This window comes from Streptomyces sp. NPDC059443, from assembly GCF_042750105.1.
Lineage (GTDB): Bacteria > Actinomycetota > Actinomycetes > Streptomycetales > Streptomycetaceae > Streptomyces.
The window spans coordinates 20,445-39,667 of sequence record NZ_JBHYVM010000016.1 but is presented as its reverse complement, the minus strand read 5'-3'; the positions used below and the strand labels follow the sequence as shown (position 1 = coordinate 39,667).

Below are 19,223 nucleotides of genomic sequence, written 5' to 3'. Positions count from 1 at the left end.
ACGAACGCGACCCATCATGCCGACCAGTCGGTATGCCGTCCAGTGGGTGGACGGAGGAACACCTCCGGATGGCCGGAGGACACCTCCGGCCATCCACCCGAAATCAGGCGTGGCAGAGGATCGGCGCCCCGCCGTTCATCACCGTCATGTCCCGCAGCACCGTCAGGATGTCCAGGGGCACGCCCTCGGGCTCACCGGCCAGCTCCGCGTACGCCCGGTGCAGGTTCGCCACCAGCCGCTCGCTCTCCCGCCAGGCCGCGAACTCGCCGAGATCGGCCTGCCGGGCCACCTCCAGCGGGGTCTGCCCCTTCGCCCGGCCCTCCCGGGCGAGCTCGGCCACGTACCGCAGATAGCGCTCGGTGGCCTCGTAGGCGCCGGGATCCGTCAGCGGCCCGTGGCCCGGTACGACGGTCTCCGCTCCCAGCGAGCGCAGCAGTTCCAGCGCCCGCAGCGACCCGGCCAGGGAGCCCATCGCCAGGAACGGGGTGCCCTCCGCGAAGACCAGGTCCCCGGTGAACACGATCCGCTGCCGGGGCAGCCACACGATCGAGTCGCCGGTGGTGTGCGCGACGCCGGGGTGGATCACCTGGACCTCGGTCTCGCCGACGTGCAACGTCATGCGGTCGCTGTACGTCAGGTCGGGGGCGGTGATGTCTATCGCGCCGAAGTCGGTCGCCGGCCAGATCATCTCCAGCTGGTGCCCCGCGGCGAGCTGCTCGGACCGCGCGTCGTCGTGCCCCAGGATCAGCGCCTCGGGGGCGAACACGCCGTTGCCGTAGGTGTGGTCGCCGTGGTGGTGGGTGTTGACCACCGTACGGGGGAGCGGCGCACCGGCGGCCTCCACCGCCGCGCGCAGGGCCAGCGCCCGCCGCTCGGTGGCGGCCGTGTCCACCAGTAGGGTCCGGCCGCCGCCGGTCACGAAACCCGCGTTGTTGAGGCACCAGCCGCCGTCGGGCTGCACGTAGGCGTACACCCCCTCCGCCGGCTGGACGAGGTACGGCTCTTCTACGGGCATCTGCGCTCTCCCCGGGTCGCTGTGACGGGCTGTCGGCATCCTGCCAGTCGCGGCGGCGCGGGGGGAGGGCGGGGGTTCGGCCTGTGGATCCGGCCTGTGGATCCGGTCTGTGGATCCGGTCTGTGGATCAATCAGTGGTCGTCGTAGTGTCCGTCGTGCGCGGCGTGCCGGTGGCCGTCGTGCAGGTAGTCGACGTGGTCGCCGTGCCGGACGGAGCCGTGCCCGCAGTCCGAGCCGTGCGTGTGCTCGTGCGCGCCGTGCTCGGTGTGCACGGCCGGTTCGCATTCGTCCCAGTGGCCGGAGTGCTCGCGGTGCAGATGGCCGTCGTGCGCGTAGTCCACGTGGTCGCCGTGCTCGACCTCCGTGTGGCCGCAGCCGGGGCCGTGCGCGTGGGAGTGCTCGTGCGTGGGGTGTTCTCGGTGCATGGTCGTCATGGCGCCGAGGCTAGTGCGGGAACGACCCGGATCGCCCGTTGTGTCCGCTGCGCGCCCGGGTGGCGCGGGAAGGCTGACCATCGGTTCTTCGGCTCAGATGACGACCGCCATCGCGAAGACGGCCAGCGCCACCGTGCACGCCGTCGCCGCGAGCGCCGCACGCGGGGTCAGCCCGGCCGGCCGGCCCGCGGCCAGCTCCCGGATCCGCCGGTGCGCCACCCACAGGAACGCCAGCATGACCAGCGCGATCACCGCCACCCCGGCCAGTTCCACCGGGGAGCCGTGCTTGTGCAGGGCCTGGCGCAGCGCCAGTACGGCCGCCACCGCGCACGAGAGCGTCGTACGCCGCCACGCGAGCCGGGTCCGCTCCGGCTGGAGCCCCGCGTCCCGGCCGCCGGGTCCGTCGCGGTCGGCGGCGTCGGCCGGGGCGCTCACCGCCCCGTCGTCCAGCCCAGCAGCACGACCACGACCATCGCCACCGCGACCAGGCCCACCCCCAGGCTCAGCACCACCGGGAACCGGGACAGCGGCAGGTCCTCGCCGCGCCGCATCGCCCGCTCGCACCGCACCCAGTGGTTCACCGCCCGCAGCGCGCAGGCCGCGCCCACCGCGAGCAGCGCGAAGGCCATGCCGACGCGGACCCCCCACCGCAGGTCGGGCAGGAACTGGTCCACGGCGAAACCGCCGCCGACCAGGGCCAGGGCGGTCCGGATCCAGGCCAGGAACGTCCGCTCGTTGGCCAGCGAGAAGCGGTAGTCGGGGGTCTCGCCCTCGTCCTTCACCCGCTCCGGTGCGAACCAGAGCCGCACGTCCTTGCCGAAGTCGATCACCCGCCCCAATCTACTGTGCTACCGGCCGTCCGCACGGAACTCCCGCAGCCGCCGGTACGCCGCCAGCCCGTCCGGCACCCAGGGCCACGAGCCGTCTTCGACCCGCCGCACCACCTCCTCCTCCGGGAGCCAGGTGTGCCAGGCCACCTCCGAGGCCTGCGGCCGGACCGGCAGCTCGCAGCGGACCTCGTGCACGTAGGACCACCAGGCCCCGCCCGGACCCTCGTACAGGAACTTGAACAGCGGCTCCGGCCGCGCCAGCCCCGATACCCCGAGCTCCTCCTCGGCCTCCCGCAGGGCGGCATCGGCGTAGCTCTCGCCGGCCCCGACCACCCCGCCCACGAACATGTCGTAGTGCGAGGGGAAGACCAGCTTCGAGGCCGTCCGCCGGTGCACGAAGACCCGCCCCCGCCCGTCCCTGGCCAGCACGAACACACAGCGGTGGAGCAGCCCGGCCGCGTACACCTCGCCGCGCCGGGCCCGCCCCGTCACCCGGTCCTCCCGGTCCACCACGTCCAGTACCTCGTCGGCCGCGCCCATACCTTCGTCCCCTCACTCCTGTTGACTGGTTACCGCTCCGTAGCAAAGGATCGCCCCACCACCGACGGAGGACGGGTTTCGCATGACGTACGACGCAGACGTGATCGTGATCGGGGCCGGACTCGCGGGCCTCGTGGCCACCGCCGAGCTCGTCGACGCCGGCCGCAAGGTCATCCTGCTCGACCAGGAGCCCGAACAGTCCATCGGCGGCCAGGCGCACTGGTCCTTCGGCGGCCTGTTCTTCGTCGACTCGCCCGAGCAGCGCCGCATGCGGATCAAGGACACCCGCGAGCTGGCCCTCCAGGACTGGGCCGGCACCGCCGGCTTCGACCGCGAGGAGGACGCCTGGCCGCGCCGCTGGGCGGAGGCCTACGTGGACTTCGCGGCCGGCGAGAAGCGCCCCTGGCTGCACGCCCAGGGCGTCCGCTTCTTCCCCGTCGTCGGCTGGGCGGAGCGCGGCGGCTACGACGCGAACGGCCACGGCAACTCCGTACCCCGCTTCCACATCACCTGGGGCACCGGCCCCGGCCTGGTGGCACCTTTCGAACGCCGGGTCCGCGCCGGGGTGGCCCGGGGCCTGGTCCAGCTGAGGTTCCGCCACCGGGTCACCGGGCTCGCGCGTACGGGCGGCGCCCTCGACACCGTGACGGGCGAGATCCTGACCCCCTCCGACGCCGTACGGGGCACCGCGAGCGGACGCGAGAGCGCCGGGGAGTTCTCCCTGCGCGCCCAGGCCGTGATCGTGACCAGCGGCGGCATCGGCGGCAACCACGACCTCGTGCGCGAGCAGTGGCCGGCCCGGCTCGGCACCCCGCCCGAACGGATGCTCTCCGGGGTCCCGGCGCACGTGGACGGCCTGATGCTGGGCATCGCGGAGGAGGCGGGCGCCAGCCACATCAACAAGGACCGGATGTGGCACTACACCGAGGGCATCGAGAACTGGAACCCGATCTGGGCCAAGCACGGCATCCGCATCCTGCCCGGCCCGTCCTCGCTCTGGCTGGACGCGACGGGCAAGCGCCTCCCCGTACCGCTGTTCCCGGGCTTCGACACCCTCGGCACGCTCGACCACATCATGAAGACCGGCCACGACCACACCTGGTTCGTCCTCAACCAGCGCATCATCGGCAAGGAGTTCGGACTCTCCGGCTCCGAGCAGAACCCCGACCTGACGGGCAAGTCGGTCCGCGGGGTCATCGACCGGGCGCGCCAGGCCGTACCCGGCCCGGTGAAGGCCTTCATGGACAACGGCGCCGACTTCGTCGTCGAGAGGGACCTCGCCGCCCTGGTGCGCGGCATGAACGCGGTGACGAAGGAAGGGCTGCTCGACGAGGAGACGGTTCGCTGCGAGATCGTCGCCCGGGACCGGGAGATCGCCAACCCCTTCACCAAGGACCTCCAGGTCACGGCGATCCACGGAGCCCGCAAGTACCTCGGCGACAAACTGATCCGCACCGCCGCCCCGCACCGGATCCTGGACCCGGCGGCGGGCCCGCTGATCGCCGTCCGGCTCTCGATCCTGACCCGCAAATCGCTGGGCGGCCTGGAGACCGACCTCTCCTCCCGGGTCCTGACGGACACGGGCGAACCCCTGCCGGGCCTCTACGCGGCGGGCGAGGCCGCGGGCTTCGGCGGCGGCGGCGTCCACGGCTACCGGGCCCTGGAGGGCACCTTCCTCGGCGGCTGCATCTTCTCGGGCCGCGCGGCGGGCCGCGCCGCGGGCCGGGCGGTGGGCTGAGGGACGGCCTGAGCGGCGGCCCTGAGCGGCGCCCTGAGCGGCGCCCTGAGCGGCGCCCTGAGCGGTGCCCTGAGCGGTGCCGGCCGGGGCCGGGGCCGGGGCGGGCCGAGGTGGGCCGGGGCGGGCCGAGGCGGCCGGGCCGCCGGGTCCTGCCGGAATTCCCCGTGGCACGAGCGCCATTCGGCCACCGGCGCATGGTCTTCGCCCGCCACCGACAGGGGCTCCGCCCCGGCCCGGTACCGCCGTAGAGCCCGCCCGCGAACCGCGCCGGGCTGCCGCGGAGCGGGTCGCGGACAGAGTCCGTCCACTCAACTCATGGGCTTTTCGGACCAGTTGAAACGCGCCACGCGGTGGACTGGACCTTGACGCGGAGCTGTGCGTACCGCTTTGCTGTGCGTGATCATTCGGCAACGCCGCCCAACCGCCCGCGCCTTGGAGGGAATCCGCGGATGTCTCCGCCTCCGCCGCCCCTCGGCCGCGCCCGCAAGCGGGACGCCCAGCTCTTCGACCCGGCGCTCTGCGACTCCGAACTCGTCGACGTCCGCACCCAGTTCACCCAGGGCCGCTGGGCGAAGGCACGCTCCCTCCTGGTCACCACCGGCGACGACTGGGACCGCCGGGGCCACCGTCTCGTCGTCCTCGCCGAGACCCCGGCCGCCACCGCCTGGGCGCGCGAATGGCTCCTCGCCGAACCGGAGAGCGCCGACGCCGTCACCCTCCTCGCCTGCGCGGCCGTCTTCACCGCCCTGCGCCGCAAAGGCACCCCCGAGGCCGCCGAGGAGGCCTGCCACCGGGCCGCGGCCCTGTTCCCGGCCGACCCCACCCCCTGGCTCGGCCTGCTGCTCCTGAGCCGCGCCTTCGGCACCGAAGAGGAGTTCAGCCGCCACTTCGACCAGGTGCGGGCCCGCCACCGCGAGCACCACCACGCCCACCACCTGATGGTCTCCCTGCTGGCCGAGCGCGACCCCGCCTCCGGCCACGACCCGCTCCACGAGGTCTACGACTTCGCCGCCTGGGCCGCCGAGGAGTCCCCGGCCGACTCCCCGCTCGCCGTGCTCCCCGTCATCGCCCACGCCGAGCGCTACCGGGTCCTCGCCGCCGTCCACGGGCACACCCCCGACGCCATCGCCGCGCACTGGTCCGGCCGCCGCGCCCGCCAGGTGCTGCGCTCCGCCTTCGACTGGTGGCTGGAGTGGGAGCGCGAGGACCACCCCCGCAACCGGGTGGACCTCAACTTCCTCGCCCACGCCAAACTCTGCGAGGGCCGCCCCGCCGAAGCCGCCGCCCTCTTCCACCGCATCGGCAGCCACGCCACCCGCGCCCCCTGGTCCTACCCGGACCTCGACCCGCACAAGGCCTTCCTCGCCGCGCGCAGCGCCGCGCTGGGCACCGTCTGACCTCCGCTCGGTACCACCCCCGGTCGAGCTCGCAGCCCCGCTCGTCCCCGCCCCGCAAGACTTCCCCGCCGAAAGGACCACCCGCCATGCCGACGGGCAGATCCACCACGCTCACCGACCCGGCCGAGATCAGCACGTACAAGGGCCAGGACCGCGCCCTGCGCGCCGACCGTCTCGGCACCGCCGGGCTGCTGCTCTCCGTACTCGCCGCGAGCGCCCCCCTGATGGTGGTCGCGGGTGTCATGCCCACCACCTTCGGCGTGATGGGCATCGTCGGACAGCCCCTGCTGTTCGTCATCCTCGGCGTCGTCCTCGCGCTCTTCAGCATCGGCTACGCCGAGATGAGCCGGCACGTCCACAACGCCGGCGCCTTCTACGCCTACATCGCGCGCGGGCTCGGCCCCACCGCCGGCGCCGGCGCCTCGTTCGTCGCCCTCATCGCGTACAGCGCCATGCAGGTCGGCGTCTACGGCATCCTCGGCTTCGAGGTCTCCAGCCTCTTCCACACCTACCTCGACACCGAACTCGCCTGGTGGATACCGGCCCTGGCCGCCGTCGCCCTCACCGGAGCCCTCGGCTGGCTGAAGATCGACCTCAACGCCAAGGTCCTCGGCGTCCTCCTGCTCGTCGAGGTCCTCCTCGTCGTCGTCTTCGACGCCGCCGCCCTCGGCAAGCCCGGCCCCGAGGGCCTCTCGCTGCACGCCTTCGACCCCTCGACCCTCACCGGCGCCGGCCTCGGCACCGCCCTGTGCTTCTGCATCGCCGCCTTCGTGGGCTTCGAACAGTCCCCGGTCTACGCCGAAGAGACCAGCAAGCCGCACATCGTCGTCTCCCGGGTGATGTTCCTCGCCGTCGGCTTCGTCGCCCTCTTCTTCGCCCTCAGCGCCTGGGCCCTCACCGTCGCCACCGGCCCCGGCGAGGTGGTCAAGGCCTCCGCCGAGGCCGGCCCCGGCCTGCTCTTCCAGCTCACCGAGGCCCGCTTGGGCACCGCCTTCACCGACGCCCTGCACGTCCTGTTCGTGACCGGCATGTTCGCGGCGATGCTCAGCTTCCACAACGTCGTCGCCCGCTACGCCTTCGCCATGGGCCGCGAAGGCCTGCTCCCGGCCTCCTTCGGCCGCACCAACACCGGTACCGGCGCCCCCGCCACCGGCTCGCTCCTGCAGACCGTGATCTCCGTGGTCGTCGTCCTCGCGTTCGCGTTCACCGACGGTCTGCCGACCGACGACCCCACCACGCCCGTCCTGCACCTGTTCACCTGGATGGGCAGCGTCGGCGCCCTCGGCGTGACCCTGCTGATGGCCGCCGCCTCCTTCGCCGTCATCGCCTTCTTCGTCCGCCGCGGAACCGCGGGCGCCCAGATCTGGCGGCTCGCAGCGGCGGGCCTGGCCGGCATCGCCCTGCTCGCCATCGCCGTCTACACCGTCAAGGACTTCGGCGTCCTGGTCGCCGCCGAGGAGGGCTCCGCGCTCAGTTGGGCGCTGCCCGGCATCATCGGGGCCGCAACCGTGGCCGGCCTGGCGTACGGCCTGTTCCTGCGCTCCTCCCGCCCCGAGGTCCACGCCCGCATCGGCCTGGGCAACGAGGCCTTCCGCCTCGACCAGGCGGCCGAGGCCATCCCGGCCGACTGACCGCGCCAGACCGTGCCCGGACACGAAGAGAGGGGCCCCGCCACGGCAGGGCCCCTCTCTTCTGCGTCCGCTCGCGGTCAGGCCTTCTTGACCACGCTCGACTTCAGCTGCATCGCGCCGAAGCCGTCGATCTTGCAGTCGATGTCGTGGCCGTCGACCCCGTCGATGAGCCGGATGTTACGGACCTTCGTGCCGGCCTTGATACCCGAGGGGCTGCCCTTGACCTTGAGCGCCTTGACCACGGTCACGGTGTCGCCGTCGCTGAGCACATTGCCCACGGCGTCCTTCACGACCTGCTCCCCGGACCCCGAAGCGGCCTGCGCCTCGTCTTCGGCGGGCACCCACTCGTGACCGCACTCGGGGCACACCACGAGCGCGTTCATCTCGTAGGTGTACTCGCAGGAACATTTAGGGCAAGGGGGAAGGTTCTCATTCACCGGTCAAGGGTAGCCCGCGTCAGCCGCGCCCGGTTCGCCGTCCCGCCGAACCGCCCCCACGCCGCGTGACCGGGCGTGACCACTCCGTGGCGGTTGGTGGTGGGGGAGGGTGCGGCCCCGGGCTGCGGCGCCCCTCGCCGCCCGGACCGCGTTCGGCTGATTCGGACCGGATCCGCCGCCCCGCGCCGGACCTCGGTCCGCTCCGCTTTCCGGCGCGGGAGGGGGTGGGGTTTCGATGGCGCCGCGTCCGCGTGCCTGCGGGATATCGCGCATCCCCGGAGCGTCGACGCCGAGCGGCGGGAATCCGCGCGTCCGCCCCCTCGGCTGTGCTAGACAGGTCCTAACTCGTCGAAGTTAGACGGGAGTTGACTGAATCTGACCGTACGTCAGTCATTCACCTTCTTGAAACGTCGATTACTCAGAGGTGATACATGGACCCACAGGCCCGCACCACGAGCACCGACTTCGCACTCAGCCCGCAGCAGATCGAGCAGTTCCACAAGGACGGCTACATCGGCCCGTTCGATCTGTACGAAGCGGCCGAGATGGAAAAGAACTTACGAGCCCTGCGACCCAAGCTCCTCAACACCAAGCGAGCGATCTACGGGCAGGAGAAGGCCGTCTCCGGGGTGACCAACCTCGCGAACTACGACCGCCACCTCGACGTCGACTTCCTCGCCTCGCACATCACCCGCCCCGAGATCGTCCACCGCGTCGCGAGCCTCCTCGGACCCGACGTCCTGTGCTGGCGCACCGAGTTCTTCCCGAAGTACCCCGGCGACGAGGGCACCGACTGGCACCAGGCCGACAACTTCTCCAATGTCGCGGGCTCCAAGCACCCGCAGATCGTCTGGCCGGAGGACTCCGAGTTCGGCGGCACCATCACCGTGTGGTCGGCGTTCACCGAGGCCAGCGTCGAGATGGGCGCCCTGCAGTTCATCCCCGGCTCGCACCGGACCATGAACTACGACGAGTCCAAGGTCATGGGGTACGACGCGGACTCCATCGGCAAGCTGGAGAAGGGCGGAGTACGGCGCGGCTTCTTCGGCTACGACTACCGCCAGTTGCAGAAGGACCCGGACTGGAGCCCCGACGAGTCGAAGGCCCGGTCCATGGTCATGCGCCAAGGGCAGTTCATCATCTTCTGGTCGACGCTCATGCACGCCTCGCATCCGCACGCGGGCCTCACCGACCACATGCGTCTGGGATACGCGGCCCGCTACCTGCCGAACCAGGTGCAGGTGTACCCGTACTCGGACGCGCTCGCGGAGTTCGGCGGCGAGGCGAGCCTCGACAAGTTCGGCTGCGTACAGGTCTCGGGGAAGGACACGTACGGCCACAACCGCTTCGTGGACCGGACCGTCAACGGGACTCCGTTCCGGCCCGCCGACTGAGCGCCCCGCTCATGCGGCAGCTGACCGGCTCACCGGCGGCGCTGGCCCTGCACCGCCGGATCAACGAGACCGGGGCCGACTATCCGCGCGACAGCGCCGTGCCCGCGCTCTTCGGGGCCTGCGTCGCGCGGAACCCCGACGCGCCCGCGGTCGTGCAGGGCGAGCGGACCCTCACCTACCGCGAACTCGACCTGCTGGCCAACGGGCTCGCCCTGCGCCTGACGGCGCGGGGTTTCGGGCCCGGTTCCACCGCCGGGATCTGCCTGCCCCGCTCACCGGAGCTGATCGTCGCCCTCCTCGCGGTCCTCAAGTGCGGTGGCGTCTACCTGCCGTTCGACGCCGCGTGGCCCGACGAACGGCTCCGCGGCCTGTTCGCCGACGCCGACTGCGGCTGGGTGCTGACCGACCGGGCGGACGAGCTGACCCGGCGGCTCGACGGGTGCCGGGTCCTGCCCGTGCACCGGCCGGACCTGGACCGCAGCGAGCACGGCCCGGCCGTCGAGGTCGCCGCCGACGCCATCGCGTACGTCAACTTCACCTCCGGGTCCACGGGCAGGCCCAAGGGCGTGCCCATCCGGCACAGGTCCATCGCCCGGCTCGTCTTCGGCGCGCGGTTCGCACCGCTCGACGAGACCAGCCGGCTGCTGCAACTGGCTCCCGTCATCTTCGACGCCGCCACCTTCGAGATCTGGGGCGCCCTGCTGCGCGGCGGCACCTGCGTCCTGTACCCCGACGGGTTCGTCCGCCTGTCACAGCTCGGACAGGTGATCCGGACCCACGGCGTCACCGTCCTCTTCCTGACCACCGCCCTGTTCAACGCAGTGGTCGACGAGGCACCCGAAGCGCTCGCCGGCGTCGACGCCGTCCTGACGGGCGGCGAGCTCCACTCCATGCGGCACATGGCCGACGCGTTACGGGCCCACGGGCCGGGCCGCATCGTCCACATGTACGGACCCACCGAGGCGACGACCTTCGCCACCTACCACCCGGTCGACGAGCTGGAACAAGGCGCGGCCACGCCCACGCTGCCCATCGGCCGGCCGATCCAGAACACCCGCCTCTACGTCGTCGACGGCGACACCCTCTGCGAACCGGGGCGCAGCGGCGAAATCTGCCTGGCCGGCGACGGCCTGTCCCCGGGATACCTGGGCATGCCGGAGCTGACCGCCGAGCGTTTCGTGGAGCGCGAGATCGACGGCGTACCCGAGCGCCTCTACCGCACCGGCGACCACGGACACCTGCTGCCCGGTGGCGAGCTCGTCTTCCGGGGCCGTGAGGACGACCAGGTCAAGGTCAACGGCTTCCGCATCGAACTCGGCGAGGTGGCCCATCACCTCGACCTCCATCCGGCGGTCAGGCGGAGCTACGTCACCGTGACCCCCCGCGACGACAGGGCACTGGTGGCCTTCGCCGTGACGGACGGCCGCACCGACGGGCCCGCCCTGCGCGACCACCTCCGTGGCCGGCTCCCCGCCTACATGGTCCCGGCGCGCGTCCACCTCTGTGAAGCGCTCCCGCTGACGGCGACCGGCAAGGTCGACCGCCACGCACTGCTCGCCGCAACGTCCGAAGAATGAATGGAGAGCACGATGACCGACACCGAAGAAGCGATCGCCGAGATCTGGCGGAGCCTGTTCGGGCTCACCGAGGTAGGGGTCGGGGACGACTTCTTCGAGCTCGGCGGCAACTCGCTCACCGCGATCAGGTTCCTGTCGAGGCTGGAGGAGCGGTTCGCCGTGGACGTCCTGATGCCCGAGACCCTCTACGAGGATGCCAAGCTCGCCAGCCTGGCGAAGGCCGTCGACGAAGCGATGGCGTAGCCCCGCCGTGCATCCCACACCGAGCCCACCGAGTCCCGCGGTGCCCGACCGGCGACTGTTCGCACGGTTCGCCGCGGACGAAGCCCGCATCGAGACACAGCTGCTCTGCTTCCCGTACGCCGGCGGCGGCACCCAGGTGTTCCGCGGCTGGCAGACGCGGGTCCCGCCGGGCATCGGTGTGACCGCGATCCGCCTCCCCGGGCGCGAACAGCGCTTTCGCGAACGGGCCATCGACTCCTGGCCCCAGGCGCTCGACACGCTCGTGGAGGCGGTCGCCCCGGAGACGGAACGCGGACCGTACGCGTTCTTCGGCCACAGCCTCGGCGCCCGGCTCGCCTACGAACTGACCCACCGCCTGGAGGCGGCGGGCCACCGCCCGCCCCGGGCGCTGATCGTCTCGGCCTGCCGGGCGCCCGGGGTGCCCGCACGATTCCCGCCCATGCATTCCATGGACGGCCCGACTCTGACCGCACGGCTCCGCGAGATGAAGGGAGTACCCGAGGAAGTCCTGGCCAACGCCGACCTGATGGCGCTGCTCGAACCGCTCCTGCGGGCGGACCTGCGGCTCGCCGAGACCTGGCCCGCGTCCCCGGGACGCGTCCGCGCACCGATCCTCGCGCTCTGCGGGGAGCACGACGACATCGACCCGTACGAAGCCATGGCCGACTGGAGCCATCACACCACGGGAGGCTTCGCCATCCGCTCGTTCCCCGCCGGCCACTTCCTCCTCCGCGAGAGCGAGGAAGCCGTGGTCGCGGCCGTGGTCGCGGCCGTCCTCTCCCCGACGGGTGCGGGGGAGTGACCCCGGCGTCGCCGTACCTGACGGCCGAACACGAGGAGTTCCGCCGCGGTGTGCGGACCTTCCTGGAGAAGGAGATCATTCCGCACGCCGCCACATGGGAGCGGCGGCGTGCGATGCCACGGTCCGCCTGGCGGGCCCTCGGGGCCGAGGGACTCCTCGGTCTCAACCACCCGCTCGACGCCGGCGGAGGCCAGAAGGACATCTTCCACTCGGTCGTCCTCCTCGAAGAGCTGGGCAGGACGGGCTTCGGAGGAGTGCGCTTCGCCGTGGCCCTGCACGCCTACATGGCGACGAGCTACCTCGCCACCAACGGCTCGGCCGATCTGCGCGAGCGGTACCTGCGGCCGGCCGTCGCGGGCGAGCTCGTCGCCGCACTCGCGATCACCGAACCACAGGCCGGATCCGACCTGTCCCGACTGGCCGCGACCGCCCGTGAGGACGGCGACGACCTCGTCGTCGACGGAGAGAAGCGCTTCGTGGTCAACGGCGGGTTCGCCGACTTCATCGTGACCGCCGTCCGCACCGGTTCCGGCGCGGACGGCGGCTCGGCGAGCCAGGGCGATCTGACGCTCTGCGTCATCGAGCGCGGGAGCGAAGGCGTCCACGTCGTGGCCAACGACTGCGTTTCCTGGCGCGCCTCCGCCATCGCCGACATCAGCTTCCGCGAGGTCCGGGTCCCCAAGGAGAACGTCATCGGCCGCCGTAACAGCGGCTTCATGCAGATCATGAAGAACATGCAGCTGGAGCGGCTCGCCGCCGGGATCTCAGCCGTCGGCGACGCGGCCAACTGCCTCGACACCACCTGGCGCCACCTCAAAGGGCGCGACATGTTCGAGTCGACGCTCAGCGCCAAGCAGGCCGTACGCCACCGGATGGCCGACCTGCTCACCGAGGTGGAGGCGGCCCGCCAGCTCGCCTACCACGCGGCCTGGAGCTATGCACGGGACCCGCTGTCCATCACCGCCTGCTCCATGGTGAAACTGAAGGCCACCGAAGTGGCCAGGACCGTGGCCGAGGAGTGCCGGCACCTGTACGGAGCCGAGGGGTACCGGGAGGGGTCGCGCATCGTCCACATCGTGCACGACGCCCAGGCGGCCACCGTCGCGGCGGGAGCCAGTGAGGTCATGCGGGACATCGTGGCCCGCAGCGGATACGAGGAGTTCCATTGAGCAGGCGTGACACGACCGGCGCGGGCTCCGATCTCGTACGGGCCTCGACGGCCGGACTGGTGGCCGCCTTCGTCGGGTTCTCCAGCTCGTTCGCGGTCGTCCTCGAAGGGCTGACGAAGGTCGGGGCGACCCGCGCGCAGGCGGCGTCCGGCCTGATGGCGCTCTCCCTCGCGATGGGCGCCTGCGCGATCTTCCTCAGCCTGCGATCGCGGATGCCCACCAGCATCGCCTGGTCCACACCCGGAGCGGCCCTGCTCGCGGGCTCGGCGGCGGTCGGCGGCGGATTCGCCGCCGCGGTCGGCGCGTTCCTCGTCACGGGTGCGCTGATCGTGGTCACCGGCCTGTGGAAGCCGCTCGGTCGCTGGGTCTCGGCCATCCCCAAGCCGCTGGCCAACGCCATGCTCGCCGGCATCCTGCTGCCGCTGTGTCTCGCCCCGGCCCGGGCCGTACAGGCGGAGCCGGTCCTGGGGCTCGCCATCGTCGTCACCTGGGCCTGCGTCGCCGCCTTCAAGAAGCTGTACGCGGTACCCGCCGCGGTGCTCGTGACCGTCGTACTGATCATCACCACGACCCGTGTCCCGGCCGACGCGCTGGGCCCCCTGTGGGCGGGTCCGGTGCTGGTCGTGCCCGAGTTCTCGGCCGCCGCGGTGATCGGAATCGCCCTGCCCCTCTACGTCGTGACGATGGCGTCACAGAACATCCCCGGCATCGCGGTCCTCAACGTCAACGGCTACGAACCCGAGCCGGGACCCCTCTTCAGCTGGTCCGGGGTCTTCACCCTGCTCGCCGCGCCCTTCGGGGGGCACGCCGTCAATCTGGCGGCGATCACCGCCGCACTCTGCGCCGACGAGGGAGCCGGCCCCGACCCCCGCAAGCGCTACCGGGCGGCCGTCATATCGGGCGCCGCGTACATCCTGCTCGGCCTCGGGGCCGGGGCGGCGGTCGCTTTCGTGAGCGCCTCGCCCCCCTCCCTGATCCAGGCGGTGGCCGGACTCGCGCTCCTCGGCGCCCTCGGCAGCTCGCTCATGGGAGCGGTGTCCGATCCCGGGGACCGGGAAGCGGCCGTGGTCACGCTCGTGGTGACGGTGTCGGGCGTGCACTTCTTCGGAATCAGCGGGGCGTTCTGGGGGCTGCTCGCCGGAGGCGCCGTCCACGCACTGCGGCACTGGCGGCCACGACGGGCGACGGCGAACGAACCGCCCGCCGTGCCTGCCGTGCCCGCCGGGTCCTCTGCACCCGCCGTGCCCGCCGGCGCTCAGGAGTCGGTCGGCTCGGCGCCCAACACGTAGTTCCCCACCGTCTCGTGGTAAGTGTGCAGGGCGAACTCCTGCGTACCGAAGCAGTGTTCCTTATTGGCGCCGCTCGCGAATCCGAGCTGGATCTCCCGGTAGATCTCAAGATCCTCGTACTGCACCTGGTACGTGAGCTTCCTGTTTTCCTCCCATTGCCCGACCCCGCTGTCGGTCGCCGAACCCCTGGGGATGATCAACCGCAATTTCACCAGTGTCCGGGCCGGTCCGAGCGGGTGACTCGTGATCCAGAGGAAATGGTCGGACTGATGCAGGACCGTCTCATTGGGGAAGACGGTGTGGATGACATTGGCGACCGAGAGCAGCCGCCGTTCGCTGCGCTCGACCTTGGAAATGAAGTTGATCGAGCGCTTCGGCAGGATTGACCGGAGGTGCGGCCCGAAACGGTCGAAGAAGAACGTGCTGTTCTCGAAGAGCGGATTCGCGCTCTTCGCGTGCAGGAACGGGAAGTGGTAGCCCTCCAGGGTGCCTTCGACGACCAGTTTCCAATTGATGTCCCACTCCTGGCTCTCCGATCCGTAGATCTCGAAGGAGTCGAGATCGAGATCGGCGAGGTCCTGGCGGAAATTCCCGAGGAATCCGTCCAGGTCGGCCCGGGTGGGCCGGTCCTCGGGCAGCAGCCAGACGAACCCGTACGCCTCGACCACGGGCAGCCCCACCAGGTTCCGCTTGCCCGGTTCGACACCGGGGAAGCAGTGGGCGCTGGGAATGGCGGCAAGGGCCCCGTCCGTGTCGTAACGCCAGGCGTGGTAGCCGCAGGTGAACTGCCTGCGCAGGCCGGAGGCCTCCCTTTCGAGGCGCGCGCCGCGGTGGCGGCAGGCGTTGAGGAAGGCGTGGGCCACGCCGTCGCCATCGCGATTCACGATCAACGGCCGGCCGAAATGTTCCATGGTCACGAACGAGCCGGGCCCGGGAAGCTCCGAGCCGTGCACGAGCATGGAGGGAAGTCGGGTGAACATGCGGTCAAGTTCCGCCTGGTACCACGTGGGTGAGTGATACCGGTCGACGTCGACCCGGGTGTCGGTGTCGGTCAGGGGGAGTCTCTTGTTGCGAAGATGCTCCAGGGCTCGGTCAAGGATCCGGAGTTCCTCGTCGCGATCCATCCGTCAACTCCCATCAAAGTAAACGGTGTTGAGTGTGATGGTATTATGCCCGTGGTTCCGCGTTCAATGAGACCGGTAGTCGGATTTCCGTACCGAGGGCACCCGAGGAAATCGGATGCCGTTCCTCCGAAGTTCCCCGGAAACGCACCTCCGCGTTCTCCTTGCCCGCAGGCCGTTCTTACCCACAGGAGTGACATCGCGTGCCCTCGTCCCTCTTACTCGCCGAATCCGGGGCGCCGCCCGCGGGCCGGATCCTCCTCGCCCTCGCCGTCATCCTCGCGGTGGCCTCCGTACTGGCCCGCCTCGCCAAGCGCGCACGTCAGCCCGCCGTGATGGGGGAGATCATCGGAGGCATCCTGCTCGGCCCCAGCCTCCTGTCGCTGCTGCCGGGCCACCTCGACAGGGCACTGATCCCCGCCGGGACCGTCCCCTATCTCCAGGCGCTGGCCCAACTGGCCCTGGTCCTCTTCATGTTCGGTGTCGGTTACCAGTTCGACGCCGCCCATCTGCGCAGCCCGACCGCCCAGCGGCAGGTCGCGGCGGTCTCCCTGAGTTCCGTCGCCCTGCCCTTCGCCCTGGGCGCGGGTCTCGCCGTATTGATCCACCCCTGGCTCCGGCAGTCCGAGCTGAAGACCGGGGGGACGCTCGGGCCCGCCCTCTTCCTGGGCGCCGCCATGTCCATCACGGCCCTGCCCGTACTGGCCCGCATCCTGAACGAACGCGGCCTGGAAAAACATCCGCTGGGCTCCATCGCCCTCGCCTGCGCCGCCGTCCAGGACTTCCTCGCCTGGTGCATGCTCGCCGTCGTGGTGGTCGTCGTCCGGGCGAGCGGACCCTGGCCGGTGGCGCGCATGGCCCTGTGGTCGGCGCTGCTGCTCGCCGTGCTGCTCCTGCTCGTCCGTCCGGGTCTGGCCTGGCTGCTCGACCCGGGGCGGAGATGGGCGGGCAGTGCCGCGCTCATCCACGGGGTACTGGTCGTCGGGATGCTCCTCGCGGCGGCGGCGACCGACGCCATCGGGCTGCACGCCGTCTTCGGCGCCTTCGCCTTCGGCGCGATCGTCCCGCGCCGGCGGATCGACGCAGCCGCGCCCCAGGTCCCGGAGCGCATCGAGCAGACCAGCCTGCTCCTGCTTCCGGTCTTCTTCACCGTCGCCGGCCTGTCCGTGAACCTGACGGGACTCGGGGGGCGGGGTCTGCTCATGGCCGGGGCGGTGCTCGTCGTGGCGTGCGCCGGAAAGTTCGCGGGCGCGGCGGGCGCGGCCCGGCTGACCCGCGCCACGGGCCGGGAGGCCGCGGCCCTCGGCGTCCTGATGAACGCCCGGGGCCTCACCGAGCTCGTCATCCTGAACGTCGGTCTGGGCCTGGGCGTCATCGACACCCGGCTGTTCACGGCCATGGTCATCATGGCCGTGGTCACGACCCTGATGACCGGCCCCCTCCTCGACCGCGTCCATCCGCTGCCATCGGAAACGAAAAAACCGGCCGAGGCGACTTCGCGTCGCCTCGACCGGCTCTCTCAGATCGATTGATCTTGATGGTGTCCGAGGGGGGACTTGAACCCCCACGCCCGATAAAGGGCACTAGCACCTCAAGCTAGCGCGTCTGCCATTCCGCCACCCGGACAAGGTGTCTGTCTCGCGTCCCTCGCGGGCCGTTCCGACGTGGAAAACATTACCAAACATTCCGGGGTCCTCGATCACACCCCCCGACGGCCGGGTCCGGCCTTGGGCAGAGCGGCCCGGAGCGGGAGGATGGGAGGCAGTTCGGTACCGATCAGTGGTCAGTGGGAGGAAGCAGCGTGAGCGAGTCGAGCGCGGGCAGGACCGTATCCGGCGAGGACGAGGTCGTCGGCCTCTGCCGGGACCTCATCCGGATCGACACCAGCAACTACGGAGACCACTCCGGCCCCGGCGAGCGCAAGGCCGCCGAGTGGGTCGCCGAGCAGCTCGCCGAGGTCGGGCTGGAGCCGCAGATCTTCGAATCGCACAAGGGGCGCGCCTCGACCGTGGCGCGCATCGAGGGCGAGGACCCGTCGCGGCCGGCGCTGCTGATCCACGGGCACACCGACGTGGTTCCGGCCAACGCGGCCGACTGGACCTACGACCCCTTCGCCGGCGAGATCGCCGACGGCTGCGTGTGGGGCCGCGGCGCGGTCGACATGAAGGACATGGACGCGATGACGCTGGCCGTCGTACGCGACCGCATGCGCAGCGGCCGCAAGCCCCCGCGCGACATCGTGCTGGCCTTCCTCGCCGACGAGGAGGCGGGCGGCACCTACGGCGCCCGGTACCTCGTCGACAAGCACCCCGGGCTGTTCGAGGGGGTCACCGAGGCCATCGGCGAGGTCGGCGGCTTCTCCTTCACCGTGAACGAGAACCTGCGGCTCTACCTGGTGGAGACCGCGCAGAAGGGCATGCACTGGATGCGGCTCACGGTGGAGGGCACCGCGGGCCACGGCTCCATGACCAACAACGACAACGCCATCACGGAGCTGTGCGAGGCCGTGGGGCGGCTCGGCCGCCACCAGTGGCCGGTGCGCGTGACCAAGACCGTACGGCACTTCCTGGACGAGCTCTCGGACGCGCTGGGCACCCCGCTCGACCCGGACGACATGGACGCCACGCTCGCCAAGCTCGGCGGCATCGCCAAGATGGTCGGCGCGACCCTGCGCAACTCGGCCGCCCCGACCATGCTCGGCGCCGGCTACAAGGTCAACGTCATTCCCGGGCAGGCCACCGCCCACGTGGACGGCCGCTTCCTGCCGGGCTACGAGGAGGAGTTCTTCGCCGACCTCGACCGGATCCTGGGCCCGCGCGTGAAGCGGGAGGACGTCCACGCGGACAAGGCCCTGGAGACCTCCTTCGACGGCAGGCTCGTGGACGCCATGCAGACCGCCCTGAAGGCGCACGACCCGATCGCGCGCGCGGTCCCGTACATGCTCTCCGGCGGTACGGACGCCAAGTCCTTCGACGACCTCGGCATCCGCTGCTTCGGCTTCGCGCCGCTCCAGCTGCCGCCGGAGCTGGACTTCGCCGGGATGTTCCACGGGGTGGACGAGCGGGTGCCGGTGGAGGGCCTGAAGTTCGGCGTGCGGGTGCTCGACCGGTTCATCGACGAGAGCTAACGCCTCGGAATCGGGAAGGTGTGCGGATTCCACTGAGAAGAGTGAATGCGCTCATACGCTCGTAGCCCCGGTGATCCCTCCTCGTTACAGGTGGTGCGGTCCGCGGCTGGGACCGCGCTTGCCTACTAGGAGGAACAATGCTCAAGAAGGTTGCCGCTGCTGCGGCTGTCACCGGTGGTCTGGTTCTCGCGGGTGCGGGTCTGGCCGTCGCCGACGCCGGCGCCCAGGGTGCGGCCATCGGTTCGCCCGGTGTCGCGTCCGGCAACGTCATCCAGGTTCCGGTCCACGTTCCCGTGAACGTCTGCGGCAACACGATCTCCGTGATCGGCCTGCTGAACCCGGCTTTCGGCAACACCTGCGTCAACGCCTGAAGTTTCTGAAGTACCTGGCCCCGGGGGGGGGGCGCGGGGGGCGGGGGGGGGGGGGGGGGGGGGGGGGGCGGCCGCCACCCTCGCCGCCGCGCCCCCGCGGCGCGGCGG

Annotated in this window: 19 protein-coding genes and 1 tRNA gene; 12 read left to right on the top strand and 8 right to left on the bottom strand. The window is 71.2% G+C overall.

Annotated elements, in window-relative coordinates; genetic code table 11:
* Window positions 1-103: 103 nt before the first annotated feature.
* From ACFXDJ_RS17555 to ACFXDJ_RS17535, 5 genes are all read right to left on the bottom strand, one after another.
* Window positions 104-1,015 (bottom strand): MBL fold metallo-hydrolase, encoded by a 912-nt coding sequence (locus ACFXDJ_RS17555; protein ID WP_384651682.1) that lies wholly within the window; start codon window positions 1,013-1,015, stop codon window positions 104-106.
* Between the two features lie 131 nt (window positions 1,016-1,146).
* Entirely contained in the window at window positions 1,147-1,449 is a 303-nt protein-coding gene (locus tag ACFXDJ_RS17550; protein WP_384651680.1) for a hypothetical protein, read from the bottom strand.
* A 93-nt stretch (window positions 1,450-1,542) separates the two neighbouring features.
* Window positions 1,543-1,884, bottom strand: coding sequence for a DUF202 domain-containing protein (locus ACFXDJ_RS17545; RefSeq protein ID WP_384651678.1), 342 nt, complete (start codon window positions 1,882-1,884; stop codon window positions 1,543-1,545).
* Window positions 1,881-2,279 carry a YidH family protein gene (locus ACFXDJ_RS17540; RefSeq protein WP_384651676.1) on the bottom strand — a complete coding sequence of 133 codons (399 nt, stop codon included), beginning with the start codon at window positions 2,277-2,279 and terminating at the stop codon, window positions 1,881-1,883. Before ACFXDJ_RS17540 ends, ACFXDJ_RS17545 begins: the two co-directional genes overlap by 4 nt.
* Window positions 2,280-2,297: 18 nt before the next feature.
* Window positions 2,298-2,819 carry an NUDIX hydrolase gene (locus tag ACFXDJ_RS17535; RefSeq protein ID WP_384651674.1) on the bottom strand — a complete coding sequence of 174 codons (522 nt, stop codon included), beginning with the start codon at window positions 2,817-2,819 and terminating at the stop codon, window positions 2,298-2,300.
* 82 nt (window positions 2,820-2,901) lie between these two features.
* Between ACFXDJ_RS17535 and ACFXDJ_RS17530 the strand changes: the two genes are divergently transcribed.
* The 3 genes from ACFXDJ_RS17530 (at window position 2,902) to ACFXDJ_RS17520 (ending at window position 7,585) form a co-directional block, all read left to right on the top strand.
* Window positions 2,902-4,557, top strand: a complete 1,656-nt coding sequence (locus tag ACFXDJ_RS17530; protein ID WP_384651672.1) for an FAD-binding dehydrogenase — start codon at window positions 2,902-2,904, stop codon at window positions 4,555-4,557.
* A 449-nt stretch (window positions 4,558-5,006) separates the two neighbouring features.
* On the top strand, window positions 5,007-5,954 hold the full coding sequence (locus tag ACFXDJ_RS17525) for a hypothetical protein (protein WP_384849468.1): 948 nt from the start codon (window positions 5,007-5,009) through the stop codon (window positions 5,952-5,954).
* An 86-nt stretch (window positions 5,955-6,040) separates the two neighbouring features.
* On the top strand, window positions 6,041-7,585 hold the full coding sequence (locus tag ACFXDJ_RS17520) for an APC family permease (RefSeq protein ID WP_384651668.1): 1,545 nt from the start codon (window positions 6,041-6,043) through the stop codon (window positions 7,583-7,585).
* 77 nt (window positions 7,586-7,662) lie between these two features.
* Here ACFXDJ_RS17520 and ACFXDJ_RS17515 read toward each other — a convergent pair whose 3' ends face one another.
* Window positions 7,663-8,022, bottom strand: coding sequence for a zinc ribbon domain-containing protein YjdM (locus ACFXDJ_RS17515; protein ID WP_384651666.1), 360 nt, complete (start codon window positions 8,020-8,022; stop codon window positions 7,663-7,665).
* Window positions 8,023-8,453: 431 nt separating this feature from the next.
* Between ACFXDJ_RS17515 and ACFXDJ_RS17510 the strand changes: the two genes are divergently transcribed.
* The 6 genes from ACFXDJ_RS17510 to ACFXDJ_RS17485 are packed head-to-tail and all read left to right on the top strand — an operon-like array spanning window position 8,454 to window position 14,496.
* Window positions 8,454-9,416, top strand: a complete 963-nt coding sequence (locus tag ACFXDJ_RS17510) for a chlorinating enzyme (RefSeq protein ID WP_384651664.1) — start codon at window positions 8,454-8,456, stop codon at window positions 9,414-9,416.
* Between the two features lie 11 nt (window positions 9,417-9,427).
* Window positions 9,428-10,993, top strand: a complete 1,566-nt coding sequence (locus ACFXDJ_RS17505; protein WP_384651662.1) for an amino acid adenylation domain-containing protein — start codon at window positions 9,428-9,430, stop codon at window positions 10,991-10,993.
* Window positions 10,994-11,005: 12 nt separating this feature from the next.
* Window positions 11,006-11,236, top strand: coding sequence for a phosphopantetheine-binding protein (locus ACFXDJ_RS17500; RefSeq protein ID WP_384651660.1), 231 nt, complete (start codon window positions 11,006-11,008; stop codon window positions 11,234-11,236).
* Window positions 11,237-11,276: 40 nt separating this feature from the next.
* Complete coding sequence (locus ACFXDJ_RS17495) at window positions 11,277-12,038, top strand: thioesterase II family protein (protein WP_384849465.1); 762 nt, start codon at window positions 11,277-11,279, stop codon at window positions 12,036-12,038.
* On the top strand, window positions 12,035-13,207 hold the full coding sequence (locus ACFXDJ_RS17490; RefSeq protein WP_384849462.1) for an acyl-CoA dehydrogenase family protein: 1,173 nt from the start codon (window positions 12,035-12,037) through the stop codon (window positions 13,205-13,207). The genes ACFXDJ_RS17495 and ACFXDJ_RS17490 overlap by 4 nt, the downstream gene beginning before the upstream one ends.
* Window positions 13,204-14,496, top strand: a complete 1,293-nt coding sequence (locus ACFXDJ_RS17485; RefSeq protein ID WP_384849459.1) for a benzoate/H(+) symporter BenE family transporter — start codon at window positions 13,204-13,206, stop codon at window positions 14,494-14,496. Before ACFXDJ_RS17490 ends, ACFXDJ_RS17485 begins: the two co-directional genes overlap by 4 nt.
* Here the strand turns inward: ACFXDJ_RS17485 and ACFXDJ_RS17480 are convergent.
* On the bottom strand, window positions 14,463-15,620 hold the full coding sequence (locus tag ACFXDJ_RS17480) for an aromatic ring-hydroxylating dioxygenase subunit alpha (RefSeq protein WP_384662695.1): 1,158 nt from the start codon (window positions 15,618-15,620) through the stop codon (window positions 14,463-14,465). The two genes, ACFXDJ_RS17485 and ACFXDJ_RS17480, sit on opposite strands and share 34 nt — an antisense overlap.
* Window positions 15,621-15,820: 200 nt before the next feature.
* On the opposite strand from ACFXDJ_RS17480, the gene ACFXDJ_RS17475 reads away from it, so the two are divergent.
* Entirely contained in the window at window positions 15,821-17,149 is a 1,329-nt protein-coding gene (locus tag ACFXDJ_RS17475) for a cation:proton antiporter (RefSeq protein WP_384849456.1), read from the top strand.
* 6 nt (window positions 17,150-17,155) lie between these two features.
* Here the strand turns inward: ACFXDJ_RS17475 and ACFXDJ_RS17470 are convergent.
* Window positions 17,156-17,243: transfer RNA gene (locus ACFXDJ_RS17470), tRNA-Leu, on the bottom strand.
* Between the two features lie 175 nt (window positions 17,244-17,418).
* On the opposite strand from ACFXDJ_RS17470, the gene ACFXDJ_RS17465 reads away from it, so the two are divergent.
* Together ACFXDJ_RS17465 and chpH are read left to right on the top strand one after the other, a co-directional pair.
* Entirely contained in the window at window positions 17,419-18,744 is a 1,326-nt protein-coding gene (locus tag ACFXDJ_RS17465) for a M20/M25/M40 family metallo-hydrolase (protein WP_384662701.1), read from the top strand.
* A gap of 137 nt (window positions 18,745-18,881) precedes the next feature.
* A complete protein-coding gene (gene chpH / locus ACFXDJ_RS17460; RefSeq protein WP_356507660.1) occupies window positions 18,882-19,115 on the top strand; it encodes a chaplin ChpH in 234 nt (77 codons plus the stop codon).
* Window positions 19,116-19,223 lie beyond the last annotated feature (108 nt).